The organism is Thalassovita taeanensis (genome assembly GCF_900110775.1).
GTDB lineage: Bacteria > Pseudomonadota > Alphaproteobacteria > Rhodobacterales > Rhodobacteraceae > Litorimicrobium > Litorimicrobium taeanense.
The window spans coordinates 200,319-219,433 of the sequence record NZ_FOEP01000003.1 but is presented as its reverse complement, the minus strand read 5'-3'; the positions used below and the strand labels follow the sequence as shown (position 1 = coordinate 219,433).

Annotated in this window: 13 protein-coding genes and 1 tRNA gene; 3 read left to right on the top strand and 11 right to left on the bottom strand. The window is 61.1% G+C overall.

Features of this window, described 5'->3' with window-relative positions:
- Positions 1-10: 10 nt before the first annotated feature.
- The 9 genes from msrA to BSF79_RS05745 all read right to left on the bottom strand — a co-directional run bounded on the left by msrA (position 11) and on the right by BSF79_RS05745 (position 12,328).
- Positions 11-511, bottom strand: a complete 501-nt coding sequence (msrA, locus tag BSF79_RS05785; protein ID WP_090268908.1) for a peptide-methionine (S)-S-oxide reductase MsrA — start codon at positions 509-511, stop codon at positions 11-13.
- The gene (gene msrB, locus BSF79_RS05780; RefSeq protein ID WP_090268907.1) at positions 511-957 is read right to left on the bottom strand and encodes a peptide-methionine (R)-S-oxide reductase MsrB; all 447 of its coding nucleotides are present in this window, start codon (positions 955-957) and stop codon (positions 511-513) included. Before msrB ends, msrA begins: the two co-directional genes overlap by 1 nt.
- 93 nt (positions 958-1,050) lie before the next feature.
- Entirely contained in the window at positions 1,051-3,051 is a 2,001-nt protein-coding gene (locus BSF79_RS05775; RefSeq protein WP_090268906.1) for a hydantoinase/oxoprolinase N-terminal domain-containing protein, read from the bottom strand.
- 45 nt (positions 3,052-3,096) lie between these two features.
- Entirely contained in the window at positions 3,097-4,143 is a 1,047-nt protein-coding gene (gene queG / locus BSF79_RS05770) for a tRNA epoxyqueuosine(34) reductase QueG (protein WP_090268905.1), read from the bottom strand.
- 84 nt (positions 4,144-4,227) lie between these two features.
- Positions 4,228-4,893 carry an FtsZ-binding protein FzlA gene (gene fzlA / locus BSF79_RS05765; RefSeq protein WP_090268904.1) on the bottom strand — a complete coding sequence of 222 codons (666 nt, stop codon included), beginning with the start codon at positions 4,891-4,893 and terminating at the stop codon, positions 4,228-4,230.
- 61 nt (positions 4,894-4,954) lie between these two features.
- The gene (mtgA, locus tag BSF79_RS05760; protein WP_245776328.1) at positions 4,955-5,641 is read right to left on the bottom strand and encodes a monofunctional biosynthetic peptidoglycan transglycosylase; all 687 of its coding nucleotides are present in this window, start codon (positions 5,639-5,641) and stop codon (positions 4,955-4,957) included.
- Positions 5,642-5,779: 138 nt separating this feature from the next.
- Positions 5,780-10,318, bottom strand: a complete 4,539-nt coding sequence (gene gltB / locus BSF79_RS05755) for a glutamate synthase large subunit (RefSeq protein WP_090268903.1) — start codon at positions 10,316-10,318, stop codon at positions 5,780-5,782.
- A gap of 4 nt (positions 10,319-10,322) precedes the next feature.
- Positions 10,323-10,772, bottom strand: a complete 450-nt coding sequence (locus BSF79_RS05750; protein WP_090268902.1) for a GFA family protein — start codon at positions 10,770-10,772, stop codon at positions 10,323-10,325.
- A gap of 122 nt (positions 10,773-10,894) precedes the next feature.
- Complete coding sequence (locus tag BSF79_RS05745) at positions 10,895-12,328, bottom strand: NAD(P)-dependent oxidoreductase (protein WP_090268901.1); 1,434 nt, start codon at positions 12,326-12,328, stop codon at positions 10,895-10,897.
- A 221-nt stretch (positions 12,329-12,549) separates the two neighbouring features.
- On the opposite strand from BSF79_RS05745, the gene BSF79_RS05740 reads away from it, so the two are divergent.
- On the top strand, positions 12,550-13,353 hold the full coding sequence (locus BSF79_RS05740) for an undecaprenyl-diphosphate phosphatase (RefSeq protein WP_090268900.1): 804 nt from the start codon (positions 12,550-12,552) through the stop codon (positions 13,351-13,353).
- Positions 13,354-13,402: 49 nt separating this feature from the next.
- Here BSF79_RS05740 and BSF79_RS05735 read toward each other — a convergent pair whose 3' ends face one another.
- Positions 13,403-14,389, bottom strand: coding sequence for a complex I NDUFA9 subunit family protein (locus BSF79_RS05735; RefSeq protein WP_090268899.1), 987 nt, complete (start codon positions 14,387-14,389; stop codon positions 13,403-13,405).
- A 145-nt stretch (positions 14,390-14,534) separates the two neighbouring features.
- Here BSF79_RS05735 and BSF79_RS05730 point away from each other — a divergent pair.
- Positions 14,535-14,620: transfer RNA gene (locus BSF79_RS05730), tRNA-Leu, on the top strand.
- Positions 14,621-14,888: 268 nt separating this feature from the next.
- Entirely contained in the window at positions 14,889-15,566 is a 678-nt protein-coding gene (locus tag BSF79_RS05725) for a Crp/Fnr family transcriptional regulator (RefSeq protein ID WP_175545271.1), read from the top strand.
- A gap of 273 nt (positions 15,567-15,839) precedes the next feature.
- On the opposite strand, the gene BSF79_RS05720 is transcribed toward BSF79_RS05725, so the two are convergent.
- Positions 15,840-19,115, bottom strand: a complete 3,276-nt coding sequence (locus BSF79_RS05720; protein WP_281248631.1) for an AAA family ATPase — start codon at positions 19,113-19,115, stop codon at positions 15,840-15,842.

Sequence of the window (19,115 nt, the reverse complement as noted above, 5' to 3'; positions counted from 1 at the left end):
AGGCCCAAGCCTATTTTCGCTGCGGCAGCACCCAATCGGGCCGCACGAAATGGCAGGTATACCCATTCGGCAGCCGCTCCAGATAATCCTGATGCTCCGGCTCCGCCTCCCAGAACGCGCCCACGGGCTCGACCTCGGTCACAACCCGCCCCGGCCACAACCCGCTGGCATTCACGTCGGCAATGGTTTCTTCGGCCTCGGCCTTCTGCGCCTCATCCGCGTAATAGATCGCGGATCGGTACGACAGACCCAGATCATTCCCCTGCCGGTTCAACGTTGTCGGGTCATGGATCTGAAAAAACACCTCCAGCACCCGCCGGTACGTGGTCTTGTCCGGGTCGAAAATGATCTCGATCCCCTCGGCATGGGTGCCATGGTTGCGATAGGTCGCGTTCGGCACATCGCCGCCGGTATACCCCACGCGGGTGCGCAACACGCCGGGCAACCTGCGGATCAGATCCTGCATGCCCCAGAAACACCCACCCGCCAGAACCGCACGTTCTTCAGCCATCAAATATCCTCCACCTGATCAAGATAGGCACCATATCCTTCGGCCTCCATGTCCGCGCGCGCGACAAACCGCAAAGACGCCGAGTTGATGCAATACCGCAGCCCGCCCCGATCACGCGGCCCATCCGGGAACACATGCCCCAAATGACTGTCGCCATGGGTTGATCGCACCTCGACCCGCACCATTCCGTGCGTGGTATCGCGCAACTCGGCCACATGCGCGGGTTCGATCGGTTTGGTAAAGCTGGGCCAGCCACAGCCACTCTCGTATTTATCAGACGACGCAAACAGCGGCTCGCCGCTGACCACGTCGACATAAATCCCCGCCTCTTTGGTCTTGAGGTATTTGCCGCTTCCCGCCCGCTCGGTCCCGCTTTCCTGCGTGACCCAGAATTGCTCGGGCGTCAAAGTGGCCACCACATCGGGGTTTTTCTCGTATTTCGGCATATCGCGCCTCTCATCCTGTTTCCTGCCCTAACATGGCGCATTCTGGCGAAAATCAAACCTGTGTTTCACCCGATGGCGCAGGCGTGATCGCCCCTAATCCGCAATCCTGGGCCGCCCCGAGGCTTCGACCGTGATCTCTGCCTCCAGAAATACCTCGCGCGCCTCGACCCGCGCCATCCGAATGTCACGCGTGGCGTGAATGTGAATGTCCTCCGCGCCTGAGGCCAACGCCTCAGCCCGCACCACCATCCGCAACGCCGCCTCCAGCCGCTCCATCGCATCCTCGGAACTGGCGAAATCCTCTGGCCCGGTCTCCAGATGCACCCGGTATTTGCCCTCGCTGGGGCTGGTCACGCTGCCGGTGCGCCGCATCGACACCCGCCCCACAACCGCGCCAATCGCATTGGCCACACCGCCATGTTTCGGCAGGATCATCTCGCACCGCAACCGCTCCCCCACCGCTGGATAATAGCTCAGGGCCGAGGCGCCCAACCCGATCACCGGCACATTCAGGCCCGCCTCCAGCCGGATCAGCCCCTGGTGCCCCGCCAGCCCCCGGCGCATCAACACATGCCGCGCCAGTTCCTCAGGCGGCAGGCCGAAACTCTCATCCTCCTCGGCAAAAGCAGTCTCTAACAAGGCCAAACTGGTCTGCTCTGTCAGCCGGTCCACGATCATCTGCGCCATCATCAGCGGATCGCGCGCCAGAACCTCCCCTGCTCCAGTGCGCCTGCGGCCAAACAGCAGCATCGCCTTTTCCGCAGCCGCCCTGTCCCACCGGTCCAACCCGCCCAGAACATGGCTCGCGTCCGAGGGCGTGAGCCCCGCCACCTGCACCAGCCCGCGCCCTACCAGACGCTGCAATGCCTGCACATCAACCTGCGCCTTCAGCACGGTGCCCAGCGGGTGCACATCGACCCCAATCCGCTGTAACAGAGCCTGATCCCGCGCGCTCAGCCCGCCCGCATCGACCCCCTCCACCGCACGCACAAACCGCCCGTCATGCTCACCCGGCACCGCGCTGCGCAGCTGCGCTTCCAGCGCCCCATGCACCACCTCCGGCGCGCTGGCCGCCAACAGGCTCACCGGCAGCAAGCGCCGCGGCCCCAGCGTCACACCCCCCTGCAACCCTTCGCTGATGAAATGCACCTCGCTGTCACCACCCAGGCCCGTCGTCCGCATCGCCACCGCCTCGACCATGGTCCGATACGGCCCCACCTGCGCGCCCGCCGGATCAATCGCAGGCCGCCCACCACGCAGCACTGCCACATCCGTCGTCGTCCCGCCGATGTCGGACACCAGGGCCTCTTGCGCCCCTGTCAGCCACCGCGCCCCGACAATACTCGCCGCCGGACCGCTCAAAATCGTCTCTATCGGGCGGTCTTTGGCCATCTCAGCCGAAATCAGCGCCCCATCACCGCGCACCACCATCAAGGGCGCCGTCACCCCGATCTCGGTCAGCACATCCTCGGCCCGCCCGATCAACCGATGCGTCAACCCGATCAGCCGCGCATTCAGCACCGCCGTCAGCGCCCGCTTCGGCCCGTTCAACCGCGCCGACAGATGATGCGAACACGACACTGGCCGCCCGGTCCGCGCCCGGATCACCTCTGCCACCGCCAGCTCATGCGCCGGGTTGCGCGTCGCAAACTGCGCCGCTACGGCAAAACCGGAAATCCCCTCGACAGTGTCTAACCATGCCGAAAGTGCCTCCAGATCCAGCGCCGCCGCCTCGCCACCCGCATGGCTGTGCCCGCCCGCCAGCACCGCCACCGGATCGCCCTTCAGCGCCTCGGTCAGCCCATGCCGCTCCAGATCCCGCGCATCAAACCCGACATAGACCAGCCCCACACGCCCGCCCTGCCCCTCAACCAGCGCATTCGTCGCCAAGGTGGTCGACAGCGACGCCAGCGCCACGTCCTGCGGCGCGATCCCCGCCTCGGCCAGCACCCGCCGCACCGCCTCGCCAATTCCGATCGCCAGATCCTGCCGCGTCGTCAGCGCCTTGGCGCTGGCCATGACCTCGACCTCATCCCGGATCAAAACCGCATCGGTGAAGGTCCCGCCCGTATCCACCCCCAACAGCATCGCCATCCGCTTCTCCTGTTCCGCCGTGCCTAGCTTGGCATAAATCAGAGCCTATTCCGGCCCATTTGCGGTATTCTGCAACCGTTCCACCGCCCATTTCGCCGCATCAACCACCGTCGCATCCGCATCCTCGATCAACCCCTGCGCCACCACCACCAACCCCGGATCACCCGAGTTTCCAATCGCATACAGTACATTGCGCACAAACCGGTCCCGCCCGATGCGCTTGATTGGGCTGCCCGAGAAAAACGCACGAAACCCGGCATCATCCAGCCCCGCCAACTCGGCCAACCGCGGCGCCAACAACGCCTCGCGCGCGTGATACCGCAGCTCGCGTGCCTCGACCGCGAACTTGTTCCACGGGCACACCGCCAGACAATCGTCGCAGCCGTAAATCCGGTTGCCCATCAACGCCCGCAAACTCTCGTCCACCGGCCCGTGATGCTCGATCGTCAAATAGGAAATGCAGCGCCGCGCATCCAACTGATACGGCGCCGGAAACGCCCCCGTCGGACAAATATCCAGACAATTCCGGCACGATCCGCAATGATCCGCCTCCGCCGTGTCCTCCGGCAACTCCAGCGTCGTAAACACCGAGCCCAGGAAAAACCAGCTCCCCAAACCCCGGCTCACCAGATTGGTATGCTTGCCCTGCCACCCCAGCCCGGCGGCCTGCCCCAGCGGCTTTTCCGGCACCGGTGCGGTGTCCACAAACACCTTCACCTCGCCGCCTGCCTCGGCAATCAACCACCGCGCCAGCCGCTTCAGCCGCTTCTTGACCAGATCATGATAATCGCGGTTCTGCGCATAGACCGAAATCGCCCCGCGATCGCGCTGCTGCAAAACCGCCAGCGGATCATGCGCGGGCGTGTAACTCTCCGCCAGCATGATCACCGACCGCGCCTCGGGCCACAGTGCCGCCGGATTGCCGCGCCACGCCACACGCTCGGCCATCCAGCCCATCTGCCCGTGCCGCCCCGCAGCCAGAAACTGACCCAATCGTTCGGGCACATCCGGCACATCCCACGGACGGCAGATCCGACAGGCATCAAACCCCTCGGCCAACGCCTGCTGCACGATCCGCGGCTTAAGGCTCATCCCAAGCCCCCGTTTCTTTCTGATAAAAATACTCCGGGGGGCGGCGCGCATCGCGCGACGGGGGGCAGAGCCCCCAGCGCTGGATCAAAAATCCAGATCGGCATAATGCGGCGGTGGCAGAAATCCGGGCACCTGATCCGCCAGAATCGACCGAAACGCCGGTCGCGACTTGATCTTGGCATACCAATCCTTGACCACCTCGGACCGGTTCCAATCCACGTCACTGATATAATCCAACGAGGACAGATGCGCCGCCGCCGCAAAATCGGCCAGCGTCATCACATCCCCCGCCAACCAGCGCCGCTGATCCAGCAACCACGCCATGTAATCCAAATGATACTTGATCCGCTTCGCCCCGTCCTTGACGTTGCGACTGTCGGGAAATCCCTGCCCCATCACCTTCTTGTTGACCCGCTCGTACAACAGCTTCGAGGTCACCTCGTGATGAAACTTGTCGTCAAACCAGCTCACCAGCCGCCGCACCTCATAGCGCTCCTCGGCGCCCTTCGGCATCAGCGACGGCTCGGGGTACATCTCCTCCAGATACTCACAGATCGCCGCGCTTTCCGACATGACCCTGTCGTCCAGCCGCAGAACCGGCACTTTCGCCGCCGGGTTCCGACGCAGGAAATCCGGGTCCTGCTCCCAATACCGCTCCTCGATCAGCTCGCATTCAATCCGCTTCTCGGCAAGGCTCAGCCGCACCTTGCGACAGAACGGAGACAACGGGACGTGGAACAGCTTGGCCATGATTCAATCTTGCATGTTGGGTTTCGGGTGTCTCCCTCAATGCCCCGAGCGGTACGGATTTTCAATCCTCGAAACATCCGGCGCGCCCATCCGCGCGGATCGTAGCCGCCCCATCCATGATCCGTGCGGCCCGACGTCGGACATAATCCGCCGGGTGAACCGCCGAACGCGCCTTGGGCGACGGCAGGATCGCGGCAAGCCGTGCCGCCTGCACCGGGCTCAGCGCCTCCGGCCCCACGCCGAAATATCGCCGGGCTGCGGCCTCGACGCCGAAAATCCCTTCGCCGAACTCGGCCACGTTCAGATAAACTTCAACGATCCGCCGCTTTGACCAGGTCAGCTCCACCAGCGGTGTGATCAAGGTCTCCAGCGCCTTGCGAACCCAGTTTCGCCCATGCCAAAGAAACGCGTTCTTCACCACCTGCTGCGTCAGGGTCGACGCGCCACGGGTGCCACCTTCGTTGATCGCCGCCCGAATCGCGGCCATGTCGAACCCCCAGTGGTCGCAGAAATTCGCATCCTCCGCCGCCACAACCGACCGCGCCATCACCGGCGCAATCGCATCCAGCGACACCCACTGCCGGTCCAACTCGCCCAGCCGCCGTTGCTCGGCCAGGATGTAAAACGTCGTCGGCGGGTTGATCACCGCGTAACTGCCAACCCACAGCGCCAGCGCCAGCACCACCGCCAAAAGCCCCCGCAAGGCCCAGCGCACAAGCCGCCGCACCGGCCGAACCGGGGGCGGCACGACCGTCTTTTTCTTCCGCGGGGGTGTTTTTTTCGTCTTGCGTGCCACGCCCCAGCTATAGGCAGGCACGCGCCACAAGAAAAGCCCCGCAAGCACGAAGCTGCGGGGCCAATTCAGTCTTGGTTCAGGATGCCTGCCTTATTCGGCGGGCATTGCCTTGGCTTCCACGCTCAGCGGGTGTGGAATATGGATCAGCATCTCTTTCGGGCAAACTTGCACGAAATTCTCCCGCTCCAGATCCCAGTGCTGCAGAATCTCGGCGGCCTTGCGGCTTCCGGTCTCTTCCAGATGCCGCTCGATCAACCCTTCCAGCTGCTGCACCCAATAGGGCACCGTGACCGGGCAGGTCACCAGCGTTTCCATGTTCATCATGTCTGCCACCTTGCCATCGGGGTCATAGAGATAGGCCATGCCACCCGTCATCCCGGCACCAAAGTTGGCCCCGATCGACCCCAGGATCACCGCCACACCACCGGTCATATATTCACAACCGTTGCTGCCGCAGCCCTCGATCACCACCGACGCGCCCGAGTTGCGCACCGCGAACCGCTCGCCCGCGCGACCCGCCGCAAACAAGAAGCCGTCCGTGGCGCCATACAGAACCGTGTTGCCGATAATCGTGTTCTCGCTCGCGACCAATGGGCTGTTCATCGGCGGACGCACCACAATCGTGCCCCCCGACAGACCTTTGCCAACATAGTCGTTGGCATCGCCCGACACTTCCAGCTTCAGCCCCGGCGCGGCAAACGCACCCAAAGACTGCCCCGCCGACCCGGTCAGCTTCACCGTCAGATGGTTGGGCTGCAACGCATTGCGCATTCCGAAATTGCGCACGATATGGCTCGAGGTCCGCGTGCCCACCGTGCGGTGCGTGTTCTGCACCGCATAGCTCAGCTGCATCTTCTCGCCATCCTCAAGGAACCGCGCCGCATCGCGCACGATTTCCGCGTCCAGCGTATCGGGCACCACGTTGCGCGGCTTGTTGCGATCGTAAACGATCTCATGCGCGCCATCGACCGTGATCAGCAGCGGGTTCAGGTCCAGATCGTCCAGATGCGCATTGCCCCGGCTGACCTGATGCAACAGGTCCGCCCGACCAATCACCTGATCCAACGAGGTCGCCCCGATGCTGGCCAGAATTTCCCGCACTTCCTGCGCATAGAAGGTGATCAGGTTTACCACCTTGTCCGCATTGCCGGTAAACTTCGCCCGCAGCGCCTCGTCCTGGGTACACACGCCCACCGGGCAGGTGTTGCTCTGGCACTGACGCACCATGATACAGCCCATCGCGATCAATGCCGCCGTGCCGATACCGTATTCCTCGGCCCCCAGCATCGCAGCCATCACAATGTCGCGCCCGGTGCGCAATCCGCCATCGGTCCGCAGGGTGATCCGGTCGCGCAGGTTGTTCATCGACAACACCTGATGTGCCTCGGTCAGCCCCATTTCCCACGGCAAACCCGCATATTTGATCGAGGTCGCCGGGCTTGCACCCGTGCCGCCATTGTGACCCGAAATCAGGATGATATCGGCCTTGGCCTTGGCCACACCGGCGGCAATCGTTCCGACACCGCTGGATGCCACCAACTTGACCGTCACCTTGCAGCGCGGGTTGATCTGTTTCAGATCGTAAATCAGCTGCGCCAGATCCTCGATCGAGTAGATATCGTGGTGCGGCGGCGGCGAAATCAGCATCACCCCCGGCGTCGAATGCCGCAACCGCGCGATCAGCTCGGTCACTTTCATGCCCGGCAGCTGCCCGCCTTCACCCGGCTTGGCGCCCTGCGCGACCTTGATCTCCAGTTCTTCACACTGGTTCAGGTATTCGGCGGTGACGCCGAACCGGCCCGAGGCCACCTGCTTGATCTTGGCACTGGGGTTGTCGCCATTCGGCTCGGGCACGAAATGCGCCGGATCTTCGCCGCCCTCGCCACTGTCCGACTTCGCGCCAATCCGGTTCATCGCCACGTTCAGCGTCTTGTGCGCCTCGGGGCTAAGCGCGCCCAAAGACATGCCCGGCGTCACGAACCGCTTGCGGATCGAGGTGATCGATTCCACCTGCTCGATCGGCACCGCATCGCCCAGCGGCTTGATCGCCAACAGGTCGCGCAGATGGATCGGCGGATTCGACTGCATCTTGGCCGAATACTGCTTCCACATCTCAAAGCTGGCCTTGTTGCAGGCCATTTGCAGCAGATGCATTGACTGCGCTTCCCATGCATGGGTCTCGCCCGACTTGCGCGCCTTGTAGAACCCGCCAATCGGCAGAACATCACGCCCGCCAAGCCAGCCCTGCGCGTGCACCGCTTCGGCTTTCTTCTGAATGCCATGTACCCCGATGCCGCTGATCCGGCTGGTCATGCCGGGGAAATACTCGGCACACATGGCGCGGGACAGCCCCACCGCCTCGAAGTTCAGCCCGCCGCGATAAGACGAGATCACCGAGATCCCCATCTTCGCCATAATCTTCAACAGACCCTGATCAATCGCATCCCGGTACCGCCGCACCGCCTCGGTCAGAGAGACATCCAGCAGCCCCTTTTCAACCCGGTCCGACAGCGAATCCTCGGCCAGATAGGCGTTGACCACCGTCGCGCCACAGCCGATCAGCACCGCAAAGTAATGCGGATCAATGCATTCCGCCGACCGCACGTTCAGCGAACAGAAGGTCCGCAGCCCCTTGCGTGTCAGATGGCTGTGCACCGCGCTGGTCGCCAGAATCATCGGCATCCCGATCATCTCGGCGTTCTGGCTGTGATCGCTCAGCACCAGATGGCCCGCGCCACTGCGCACCGCATCCTCGGCCTCGGCCCGGATCCGCGCCAGCCCGACATGCAGCGCCTCCTGATCGCCCCCCGCCATGAAGGTACAATCGATCTCGACCAGATCGGCGTTGAACTGCCGGGTCAGCTCGTCCCACTGCGCATTGCCCACAAACGGGCTGTCCAGCACCAAAATCTCGGTCTGCGCACTGCTTTCGTCCAACACGTTCTTCAGGTTGCCGAACCGCGTCTTCAGGCTCATCACGCGGTATTCACGCAGGCTGTCGATCGGCGGGTTCGTCACCTGGCTGAAGTTCTGCCGGAAGTAATGGCTCAAAGGCCGGTACTTCGACGACAAGACAGCCGCCGGCGTGTCATCCCCCATCGAGGCGAGCGCCTCTTTGCCATCCTCGGCCATAGGCGCCAGAATCTGCTCCAGCTCCTCCATCGTGTACCCGGCCGCGATCTGCCGCTTGCGCAGCTCCGCCCCGGTGTACATCGGCTTTTCCACCAACCCGGCCAGCGCACCGTCCAGCTCGTTGATCTTGCCGACCCACTCGCCAAACGGCAGCGCCGCCGCCAGCTTGTCCTTGATCTCGGTGTCGTGGAACAGCAGACCCTTTTTCATGTCCACCGCCAGCATCTGACCCGGCCCCAACGCGCCCTTTTCCTTCACGTTGGTCTCGTTCACCGGCACCATTCCGGCCTCAGAGCCCGCAATCAGCAATCCCTCGCCCGTCACGACATAGCGCATCGGCCGCAGACCGTTGCGGTCCAGCCCGGCACACACCCAACGCCCGTCGGTCATCGCCAACGCCGCCGGGCCGTCCCATGGCTCCATCACCGAGTTGCAATAGGAATACATGTCGCGCCACGACTGCGGCAGCTCGACCGCCTGCTTGCTCCACGATTCCGGCACCAGCATGGTTTTCGCCATCGGCGCTGACCGCCCGGCCCGCACCAACACCTCGAACACCGAATCCAGCGCCGCCGAATCCGAACTGCCCGGCTGAATGATCGGCTTGATGTCCTCGGCCAGATCGCCAAACGTCGATGACGCCATGCGGATCTCGTGGCTCTTCATCCAGTTGACGTTGCCCTTCAGCGTGTTGATCTCGCCGTTATGCGCCAACATGCGGAACGGCTGCGCCAACCACCACTGCGGGAAGGTGTTCGTCGAATACCGCTGGTGATAAATCGCAAACGCGCTCTCGAACCGCTCATCCATCAGGTCGGGATAGAACACCGCCACCTGCTCGGCCAACATCATGCCCTTGTAGATGATCGACCGGCACGACAGCGAACACAGATACAGATCGCGCACCCCGGCGGCATTGGCCGCCTTCTCGATCCGGCGACGGATCACATACAGCTCGCGCTCGAATGCCTCTTCGTCAATGTCCTTGGCGTTCGAAATCAGGATCTGCTCGATCTCGGGCCGCGTCGCGTTGGCCTTCTCGCCCAGACAGGTGATATCCACCGGCACATGGCGCCAGCCATAGATATGATGCCCCATCCGCAGCACTTCGGTTTCCACGATCGTCCGGCAGGTCTCCTGCGCGCCAAAATTCGTGCGCGGCAAGAACACCTGCCCCACCGCCATCAGCGTATCCTTGCGCGGCTCGTGGCCGGTGCGACGGATCTGATCGTAAAAGAACGGCACCGGGATTTGCACGTGAATACCCGCGCCATCGCCGGTCTTGCCGTCGGCATCCACCGCACCGCGATGCCAGATCGCCTTCAGCGCGGTAATCCCGCTTTCCACGACTTTGCGGCTGGGCTTGCCGTTCAACGACACCACCAACCCAACCCCGCACGAGGAATGCTCCTCGGCTTCGGAATACAGGCCATTCTCGGCCATCCACTGACGCTTGGCTTCTTCGGCCGCAACCCAGTTTGCATCATATGTTGTCATGATTTTAACCCTTCGTGTCGGTTGGGGCGTCGGGGGCGGCAAACATTGCCCGCACCTGAGCCTCTGTAAATTTTTCTATGTCGTTATTCGGCTGATAGGCACATGTGCGTCTGTCCGAATAGAACTCGCGCACCGGCACCATATCATCGGTCTCGTTCAGCACCCCAACCCCAAGGCTGAGCTTCGCCGCATAAGGCCCTTCAGTCACATGATACCACAGGCTGGACCCGCACTTGTTGCAAAATGCCCTCTCGGCCCAGTCCGAGCTTTGGATCGTGGTGATCGCATCGGTCCCGGTGATCTCCAGATCCTCCGGCGCCACGCTCACCCCCATGAAGAAAGAGCCGGTCCAGCGTTTGCACATGTCGCACAGGCATTGGCCGAATGTGGTCGGCACGTTGCGCGCGGTCAGCTGCACCGCACCGCACATGCATTGCCCCGTTTTCACACTCATCGCGTTAACCCTCTCTTCACCTGATGGGTCAGACCCTATGCCCCATCGCTCTTTTGCCGTCTCACCCGCCGGTGCACAGGCGGTGCACACATGGTGCACGCCTATCACACACCGAAAATGGCTTACTCGGCGGCCACCGCGCGGGTCTCGTTCAGATATTCCAGAACCGCCTCGGCACTGTCGCGCCCGTCCTTGATGGCCCAAACCACAAGGCTCGCGCCGCGCACGATATCACCCACCGCATACACCCCCTCAAGCGAGGTTTTGCCGCTTGTGAACTCGGCCCGGACGGTGCCCCAACGGGTCACTTCCAGACCGTCAACGCCCCAAAGCTTCGGCAGGTCTTCCGGCTCGAACCCCAGCGCCTTGATCACCAGCTCGGCAGGCTCCAGATAATCCGCGCCATCAATGATTTCAGGTGATTGCCGCCCCGAGGCATCCGGTGCCCCAAGCCGCATTTTCTGCACGACAACCCCGTCCACCGGCGTCCCCATGAAGCCTTTGGGCGCGCTCAACCACTCGAACACAACGCCTTCTTCTTCGGCGTTCTGCACTTCGCGCTGCGACCCCGGCATGTTGGCGCGGTCCCGACGATACAGGCATTTGACGCTTTCGGCGCCCTGCCGGATCGCGGTCCGAACACAGTCCATCGCCGTGTCGCCGCCGCCGATCACGACCACCCGCTTGCCCGCGGCATTCAGCGACCCGTCTTCGTATTCCGGCACCTCGTCACCGAAGTTCAGCTTGTTGGACACCGTCAGATAATCAATCGCCCGCACGATGCCGTCAGCATCGGAACCGGGGCCTTCCAGATCGCGAGTCTTGTAGACACCCGTGGCGATAACCACAGCATCGTGTTTTCCACGGATCGCATCAAAGCTCAGATCCTCGCCGACGGTACAGTTCAGAACGAACTCCACACCCGACTGCTGAAGCTGATCAATCCGCCGCATCACCACGTCTTTCTCCAGCTTGAAACCGGGGATGCCATAGGTCATCAACCCGCCCGCGCGGTCGTAGCGGTCGTATACCGTCACCTGCACACCGGCCCGGCGCAGCACATCCGCCGCCGCCAGCCCGCCGGGGCCTGCCCCGATGATGCCCACCGACTGATCGCGCTCCATGCTTGGTATGATCGGCTTGACCCAGCCGTTTTCCCACGCGGTATCGGTGATGTATTTTTCGACCGCGCCGATGGTCACGGTGCCGTGGCCCGACTGCTCGATCACGCAGTTGCCTTCGCACAGCCGATCCTGCGGGCAGATACGGCCACAGATCTCTGGGAACGTATTGGTCGCCTGGCTGATCTGATACGCCTCTTCCAACCGCCCCGTCGCGGTCATGTTCAACCAGTCGGGGATGTTGTTGTGCAGCGGGCAATGCGACTGACAATAGGGCACGCCGCATTGGCTGCACCGGCTGGCCTGCTCCTTGGCCTTGGTATCAGCGTACTCCGCATAGATCTCATGGAAATCTTTATTGCGTAGGTTGGGCACACGCTTTTCCGGCATGTCCCGTTCCACAGTCACGAATTTCAGCATCGGTTGCTTGGCCACAGCGCTGCCTTTCTGAGAAAAATCAAGTCGCGCCTCTTTACGGCAGGTCGAATTCAAATAAAAGTCAGAATGAGTTACCTATTATCACAATTTTTGCCGCAAAATCGGCCCGCGCCCGATCAAAAGGTGTGATTTTGGGTCCGATACGGTCCTTATTGAAATCTTTCTTTTTAATCTCAGCAGTTTATACAAACGTCAGCGAACAATTACCGGACAATCTCATGCCGCTGCTTCACCTGCTGATTATTGCCGTTATTCAGGGTATTACCGAGTTTCTTCCCATTTCTTCCTCAGGTCACCTGATTCTTTTGCCGAATCTGTCGGGAATGCAGGACCAGGGGCAAGTTGTGGACGTAGCCGCCCATGTGGGCACACTCGCCGCTGTCGTGGCGTTCTTCTGGGCAGATGTGCGGCTGGGCTTGGCTGGCGTTCCGCGCATGGTCAGCGGGCGCATCGACACCCCCGGATCAAAGCTAGCCTTCCTGCTGGCCGTGGCCACCGTGCCGGTGGTGATCGTCGGGCTGGTTCTGAACCTCACCGGACTGGACGAGGCGATGCGCGGCATTGCCGTCATTGGCTGGACCATGCTGATTTTCGGCATTGTACTCTATTTCGCCGATCAACGTGGCCCGGTGACCAAAACGGATCAGGACTGGTCGCTAAAAGACGCCATCATCATGGGCCTGTGGCAGGCCGTGGCGTTGATCCCCGGCACCTCACGTTCGGGCATCACCATCACCGCCGCGCGCGGACTGGGCTATGCCCGCCATGATGCCGCGAAAATCTCGATGCTGATGTCGATCCCGACCATTCTGGCCAGCGGCCTGCTGCTGGGGGCCGAGGTCGCCGCGACCGCCAACGCCGCCGCCGCACGTGACGGCGCGATCGTCGCCGTGCTATCGTTCCTGTCGGCGCTGCTGGCGCTCAGCCTGATGATGCGCCTTCTGCGCAGCGTCAGCTTTACACCCTATGTGATCTACCGGGTGATTCTGGGCCTGATCCTGCTCTGGATCGCCTACGCATGAAAAAAGGCGGGCACCCGGCCCGCCTTCCAAATGTCATCAAGAACCGCGTTTACTGAATGCGCAGGTTCTTGGCCGATTCCTTGATCGCCGTGTATTGCCCCGATGGGCGGAACCGCCACAGGTAGTCCGGCAGAACTGCCTCCAGCGGCACCGGCTTGATCCCCAGATCGGCAAAGCCCATGGCCCCCTCGGACACCACATTGTCGTGCCTCAGGTTCTTCACCTGATCACGCGTCAGCACGCCATTTCCGATCAGCCCACCGGTGAATTTCTGCACCATGTCCAATCCAAACGCCATGATCCGCGCCAACCAGAACGGCAGGTTCACGATCAGCTTGCGACGCCGAATAACCGACAGCATATCGACCATCAACTCGCGGAATGTCGCCACTTCGGGTCCGCCCAACTCGTACACACCCGCGCCAGCCACACCATCGACCGCCAGCACAGCCGCCTGCGCCACGTCATCGACGTAAACCGGTTGAAACCGCGTTTCGGCCCCGACCACATTCAGGATCGGCCCCATGCGTGACATGCTGGCGAACCGGTTGAAAAACTGATCCTCGGCCCCGAAAATCACCGACGGCCGCAAGATCACGGCATTTGGCATATGCTCCAGCACTGCCGCCTCTCCCAGCGCCTTGGTCCGTGCATAATCACTGTCCGCCTCGGCATCCGCGCCGATGGCCGATACATGCACCATCCGCGCCACACCGGTTTCGGCCGCAATCCGTGCGATCCGCTCTGCACCTTCGTGCTGAACCGCGTCAAAGCGGTTCTTGCCGCGCTCGTTCAGGATACCGACGCAGTTCACCACCGCATCCGCCCCCTGCATCACCGCGCGCACGCTTGCGTCATCGCGAATGTTGCATTGAACCGGCTCGACCTGACCGGGCACACCGTATGGCTTCACATGCATCGCCTCGTTCGGGCGGCGCACAGCCACGCGCACGCGCCAGCCGTCTTTTGCCAGGCGCCGCGCAATATAGCGGCCAACAAAGCCCGACCCGCCATAGATGGTCACGAGTTTCGACATGGGAATGACTCCGGCTATGAAAATCCTCTCTGTTCCTAGCCCCCTACGCCCCGTTCGACAAGGAGATATGGCGTCGCACGAAAAAACCCGAAAATCTCCGTTGACACCACTGAACGGCACAGATACATCGCCCCTCACGACACCTGCCCAGGTGGCGGAATGGTAGACGCGCTAGCTTCAGGTGCTAGTGTTCGCAAGGACGTGGAGGTTCGAGTCCTCTCCTGGGCACCATCACTCTCTGATCAGGGATTGGTTTCGTTCCGGTCGATATTTTCACAAATATGACCCGCCCCCTAGCCCCAAGGCCACGATGAAATTTGCAGCGCATTTGAGCAATCAATTGGCGCGCGCCCGGTGTCTGCTCCGACTTTATGCAACAGACCGTTCAGTTGCCGTAAGGTCCTGCTGATCTGCCCCATCCGCAACAGCTAGCCTCGACCGATGACTTGGCTTATCATGCAAATATGACCAGCATTGCGTGCCGCGGAGGCACATGGGGATGACCATCAAAGAAAAAAGCGTTCTCCTTGCCACCTTGAGCGCGGAAGACCGGCAGAAACTACGCGGTTTGGCGCAGCCGGTACGTTTTGCTGCGGGACAACAGATATTTTACGCGGGCGATCCGGGCGATACCCTTCTGATGGTCGACAGCGGGCGGTTGGAAATTTCGATCACCTCGCAGTCGGGACGCAAGTCGGTCCTGAATCATATGGGTCCGGGCGAAGTACTGGGCGAAATCGCGATTCTGGACGGCGGCCTGCGCAGCGCCGATGTGACAGCCGCAACCGACGTCACTGGCCTGTCGCTACACCGACGCGAGCTTTTTGCCTTTCTCATGGACCAGCCCGAGGCAGTATTTGGCCTGATACGCGAGCTCTGCGAAAAAGTGCGCAACGCGTCAGAGATGTTTTCCGTTCAGTCGCAGACCAATGCCCAGGTGCGACTGGCACGGTGCCTATTGCGGCTGGGTGCCAAGTGGGGCGTGCGATCCCCAGACGGAACCGTTTGTATTGCAGGTTCGTTTTCGCAGTCGGATCTGGGCGAATTTTCGGGCCTCGCGCGCGAAAACGTCAACCGACAGCTCAAAGCGTGGAGCGCAGACAAGCTGGTTGAGATAACGAATTCAGGCATCACACTGAAAAACATCGAGGCGCTGGAAAGCCTCGCGCAGATCTGAAAAGCGCGGCCAATCCCGCACCTCAAGTTTTGATGCTACGACATCGATTCCCGGTCGTCTTGTGCTCAAAAAGATCAGAAATCCTAATTTTTACAATGGGCATGTGACGGACGTCACAGCGCTGTCTGCACAAAACTGGCAGTGTGTTCATACGGTCTAGACTGAGTATTTTGATTGGGCCGTTCGCTTCTCGCCGATTTAGAGAAGTGGTGTAGCGATTATTCGGTTCCCCAATTTTACCGTGAGTGGGGCGCGGTCTCTTCGGAGACCGCGTCAATTCATTTTAAATTTTTTGTCTGCGGACGAAACAAACGATGCCTGACGCGACCTTCGGGGCGGCAGGTCTTCGCGTGCCTCCACGTCAGAAAGTGTCGCCAAATCCGCCTGGATACGATCCCGAAACAGCCTTGCCGCCTGTGATTCGGCCAACATCAAGGCCGCTTCAAGCTCTGCACGCACCACCGGCGGCGGCACCCCGGTCGCAAAAGCAACCCGCGCGTTAAGTCGCTTCAGCTCGGCGGACATCCATCTGTAACCCTCGTGATCAGAAATCGACAAAGACAGCACTTCGGAAGCCTCCTCAAAGCGCCCCGAATCGACGCAGGCAGAGGCGTAGAGCACAAACCAGCCGCTCGTGAATGTGCTTGCGGCCTTCAGCCCATCCAACCCTTGCCGCGCCTGTGCAAAGCCCTGTTGCACATCGCCTTTCCCGATCTTTACCAACCCCGAAAACAGCGCGGTGTAATCCCGCCAGATCAACAGATCATGCGCTTCGGACAGGCTGCGCAATTTCTCTGTGTATTCTTCGAGCTTGTCGATTTGCCCCGACAGCGCCGCCAAGAAGCAACCCGAGAACACAGTCGAATTGCACATGTCATGTGCCGTGCCCAACTCGGCCGCGCGCAAGGCTTTGTCACGCCAAGCTGCGGCGGCCTCTGGATCGCCATAAAGCGTGTGGATCTGCGCCAGCCCCACCATCGACATGGTCGCGTGATTGGACGGGCCAACGGTGCTCAGCCGTTCCTCATGGCTCTCTCGATCGTATTTCTTCAGGAATTGAAACAGCTCATCCGCAGCCGCTTCGAAGTTGCCCACAAACAAGTGCGACGTCCCCAATACACGGTGCGCAAACAGCCGGTCCACTTCGTCCCCGCCTTGGGCAAGGTCATGAATGCGAAGCGCCAGTTGATGCGACGCAATCGAATTGCCGCTGGCCCCCAGAACAATCCACTTGGTGACGAGGGCCGGGATAAGCCCGGCACGCTCCCCAAACTTGTCGCTAAGCGCCTGCGCTCGTTCCATTTCTTGCGAAACGCTGTCTGCGGTGAAACCGCGCGCCGCAATCATCGCGCTGGTAAGGCTAAGTCGGAAAGACAGCTCGCGACGGTCTCGGTCGTCGCATTCTTCGCAGTCCGCATTGACCTTGATTGCCTTTGAAAAATACGTAATCGCTTCGGCATAGGCGGACCGTTTCGCCGCCTGTTCACCCGCAACATGGTATTCAACCGCAGCATTCAGCGCATCACCGCTATTTTCCAAGTGGAAGGCGGAAATATGGGGTGCGAACTCAGCGATCCTTGGGAAGTCCTGCTTGATCACCCGTGCGACACGGGCATGCAGATCTTTCCGGGTTTTGCGCAACAGAAGCTGATAACCGGTCTCGCGCAACAGCATGTGCCGGAACGAAACCGCCTCGCCAAAGGCACTCTGGCCAAGCTGCAGAACATTCGTTTCCAGCAGCTCCTTGATGCCCTCCTGCGCCTTTTCCTTGGGCAAGCCAGACACGGCAATCAGCAGATCAATCGGAAATTCAAACCCGATAACCGCCCCCACCAAGGCCAGTTCGCGGCCTTTTTCCAAACGGTCGATGCGCGCATTCAGGGATTCCGCCAACGTTGCGGGAATCCTGCCAAGTGCATCATCGCCAACATTTGCGCGGTCTTCGTTGTTGATCACACTATAGGTCAGCTCTTCGGCATAAATCGGGATGCCGTTGCAGCGTGCCGCAATACCATCAATGACCTCTTCCGAAAGCCGGACCTTGCCAGCAACATTTTGAATAAGCCCGCGAATGGCCTGATCGGGCAGCGGCTTGAGCTGCAACATCGTGGTTTGATCCCGGCAGAGCCAATCCGGAAAGTTGTTGGTCCGCATCGTGAAGAACACGATGATCGAAAAATCCGCCAGCCGAGGCAGAATGCCCTTCAGCAATTCCGAAGACGAAGGGTCAATCCATTGAATATCTTCAATGATGATTGCATCGGTCTGCTTCGCGACCCCCTCGATCAGCCCGCCCAGCAAAGCCATCAGGCGGCTCCGCTGATCTTGCGAGCTGATACCGCTGAGCACCGATAAATCTGCCTCGGAACACCGAACAAATTCAGCAATGAGAGCCACGTTTATTTTTGAAAACAGGCCGTGGTCATTCAGAAGATTGGCCAGCCGCAGAAGAATCTTCGAGTTGTCGTCCTTTGGGGTGATGCCGCTGCATCGCTGCACGAAAGCGCGGATCACGTGATAGGGCGAACTGATGTTTTTTGGCGAGCATTGCAGCACTGGCCGTTCGTGTTCGCGGTGCGGCCTGGCCCCCAACACATGCCGCGCAAGCCGCGATTTGCCGAAACCTGCCTCGCCCTCGATCAGAACATACTGCGCTGCGCCGCATGCTGATCGGTCATAGATCTCAAGCAGCGCGGCCACTTCGGCGTCGCGTCCGAAATAGGTGCTGCTGCGCGACACCGTATGCAACGCCTCAAAACGGCTCGCCTCGGTGTTATACCCCTCGACCTGCCAAACTCTTACCGTCTTCTCGAACCCCTTGAGCGTATGCCGCCCGAGATCGGTACACTGGAACAGACTGCCGACAAGCCTGCGGGTCGAAGGCGACAACAGAACCGTATTCACCTTGGCAAGCGCCTGAAGGCGCGCGGCAAGATTTGGCGTCTCGCCAATGATCGTGTCCCCGACAATGATACCCTGCTTGTCCGCGATCGTCACAACCGTCAGCCCCGTGGCAATTGCGATCCTGACCTGCGGCTGACTGCCGGGAAACGAGGCCATATTGCGAACATGCTGCACAACAGCAAGCCCCGCAGACACCGCGTTTTCGGCATCGTGTTCGGTGGCACGGGGATAGCCGAAATAGACAAAGATACCATCGCCGACAAACTGCGCGATATGCCCGTTGAACGGGGCAATCGCCGCGGCAATTTCTTCGCGGTAGCGTGAAATATAGTGCCGGTAATCTTCCGGGTCTGCCCCAACTGACAGCGCGGTGGACCCCACCAGATCGCAAAACATGACGGTCAGATCGCGCCGCTCTGCCGGCTTGTTGGCGGCGGGGTCTGAAACGGCCCCCGCCTCTGCGGCAGCACTCAAAATACGGCGCCTGTGCCCGATGGAAGCCACCCCCATCTCGCGCAGGTCGTCCGAGGTCAGCGTACCAAGCACCTCCATGTCGATGTCATTCTGGGTGAAGACATTAAGATATTTGGACATTCCTATCCCGGCAAGCCAAACGTCCAATTCAAATGGCTTGTCGTTACTCAT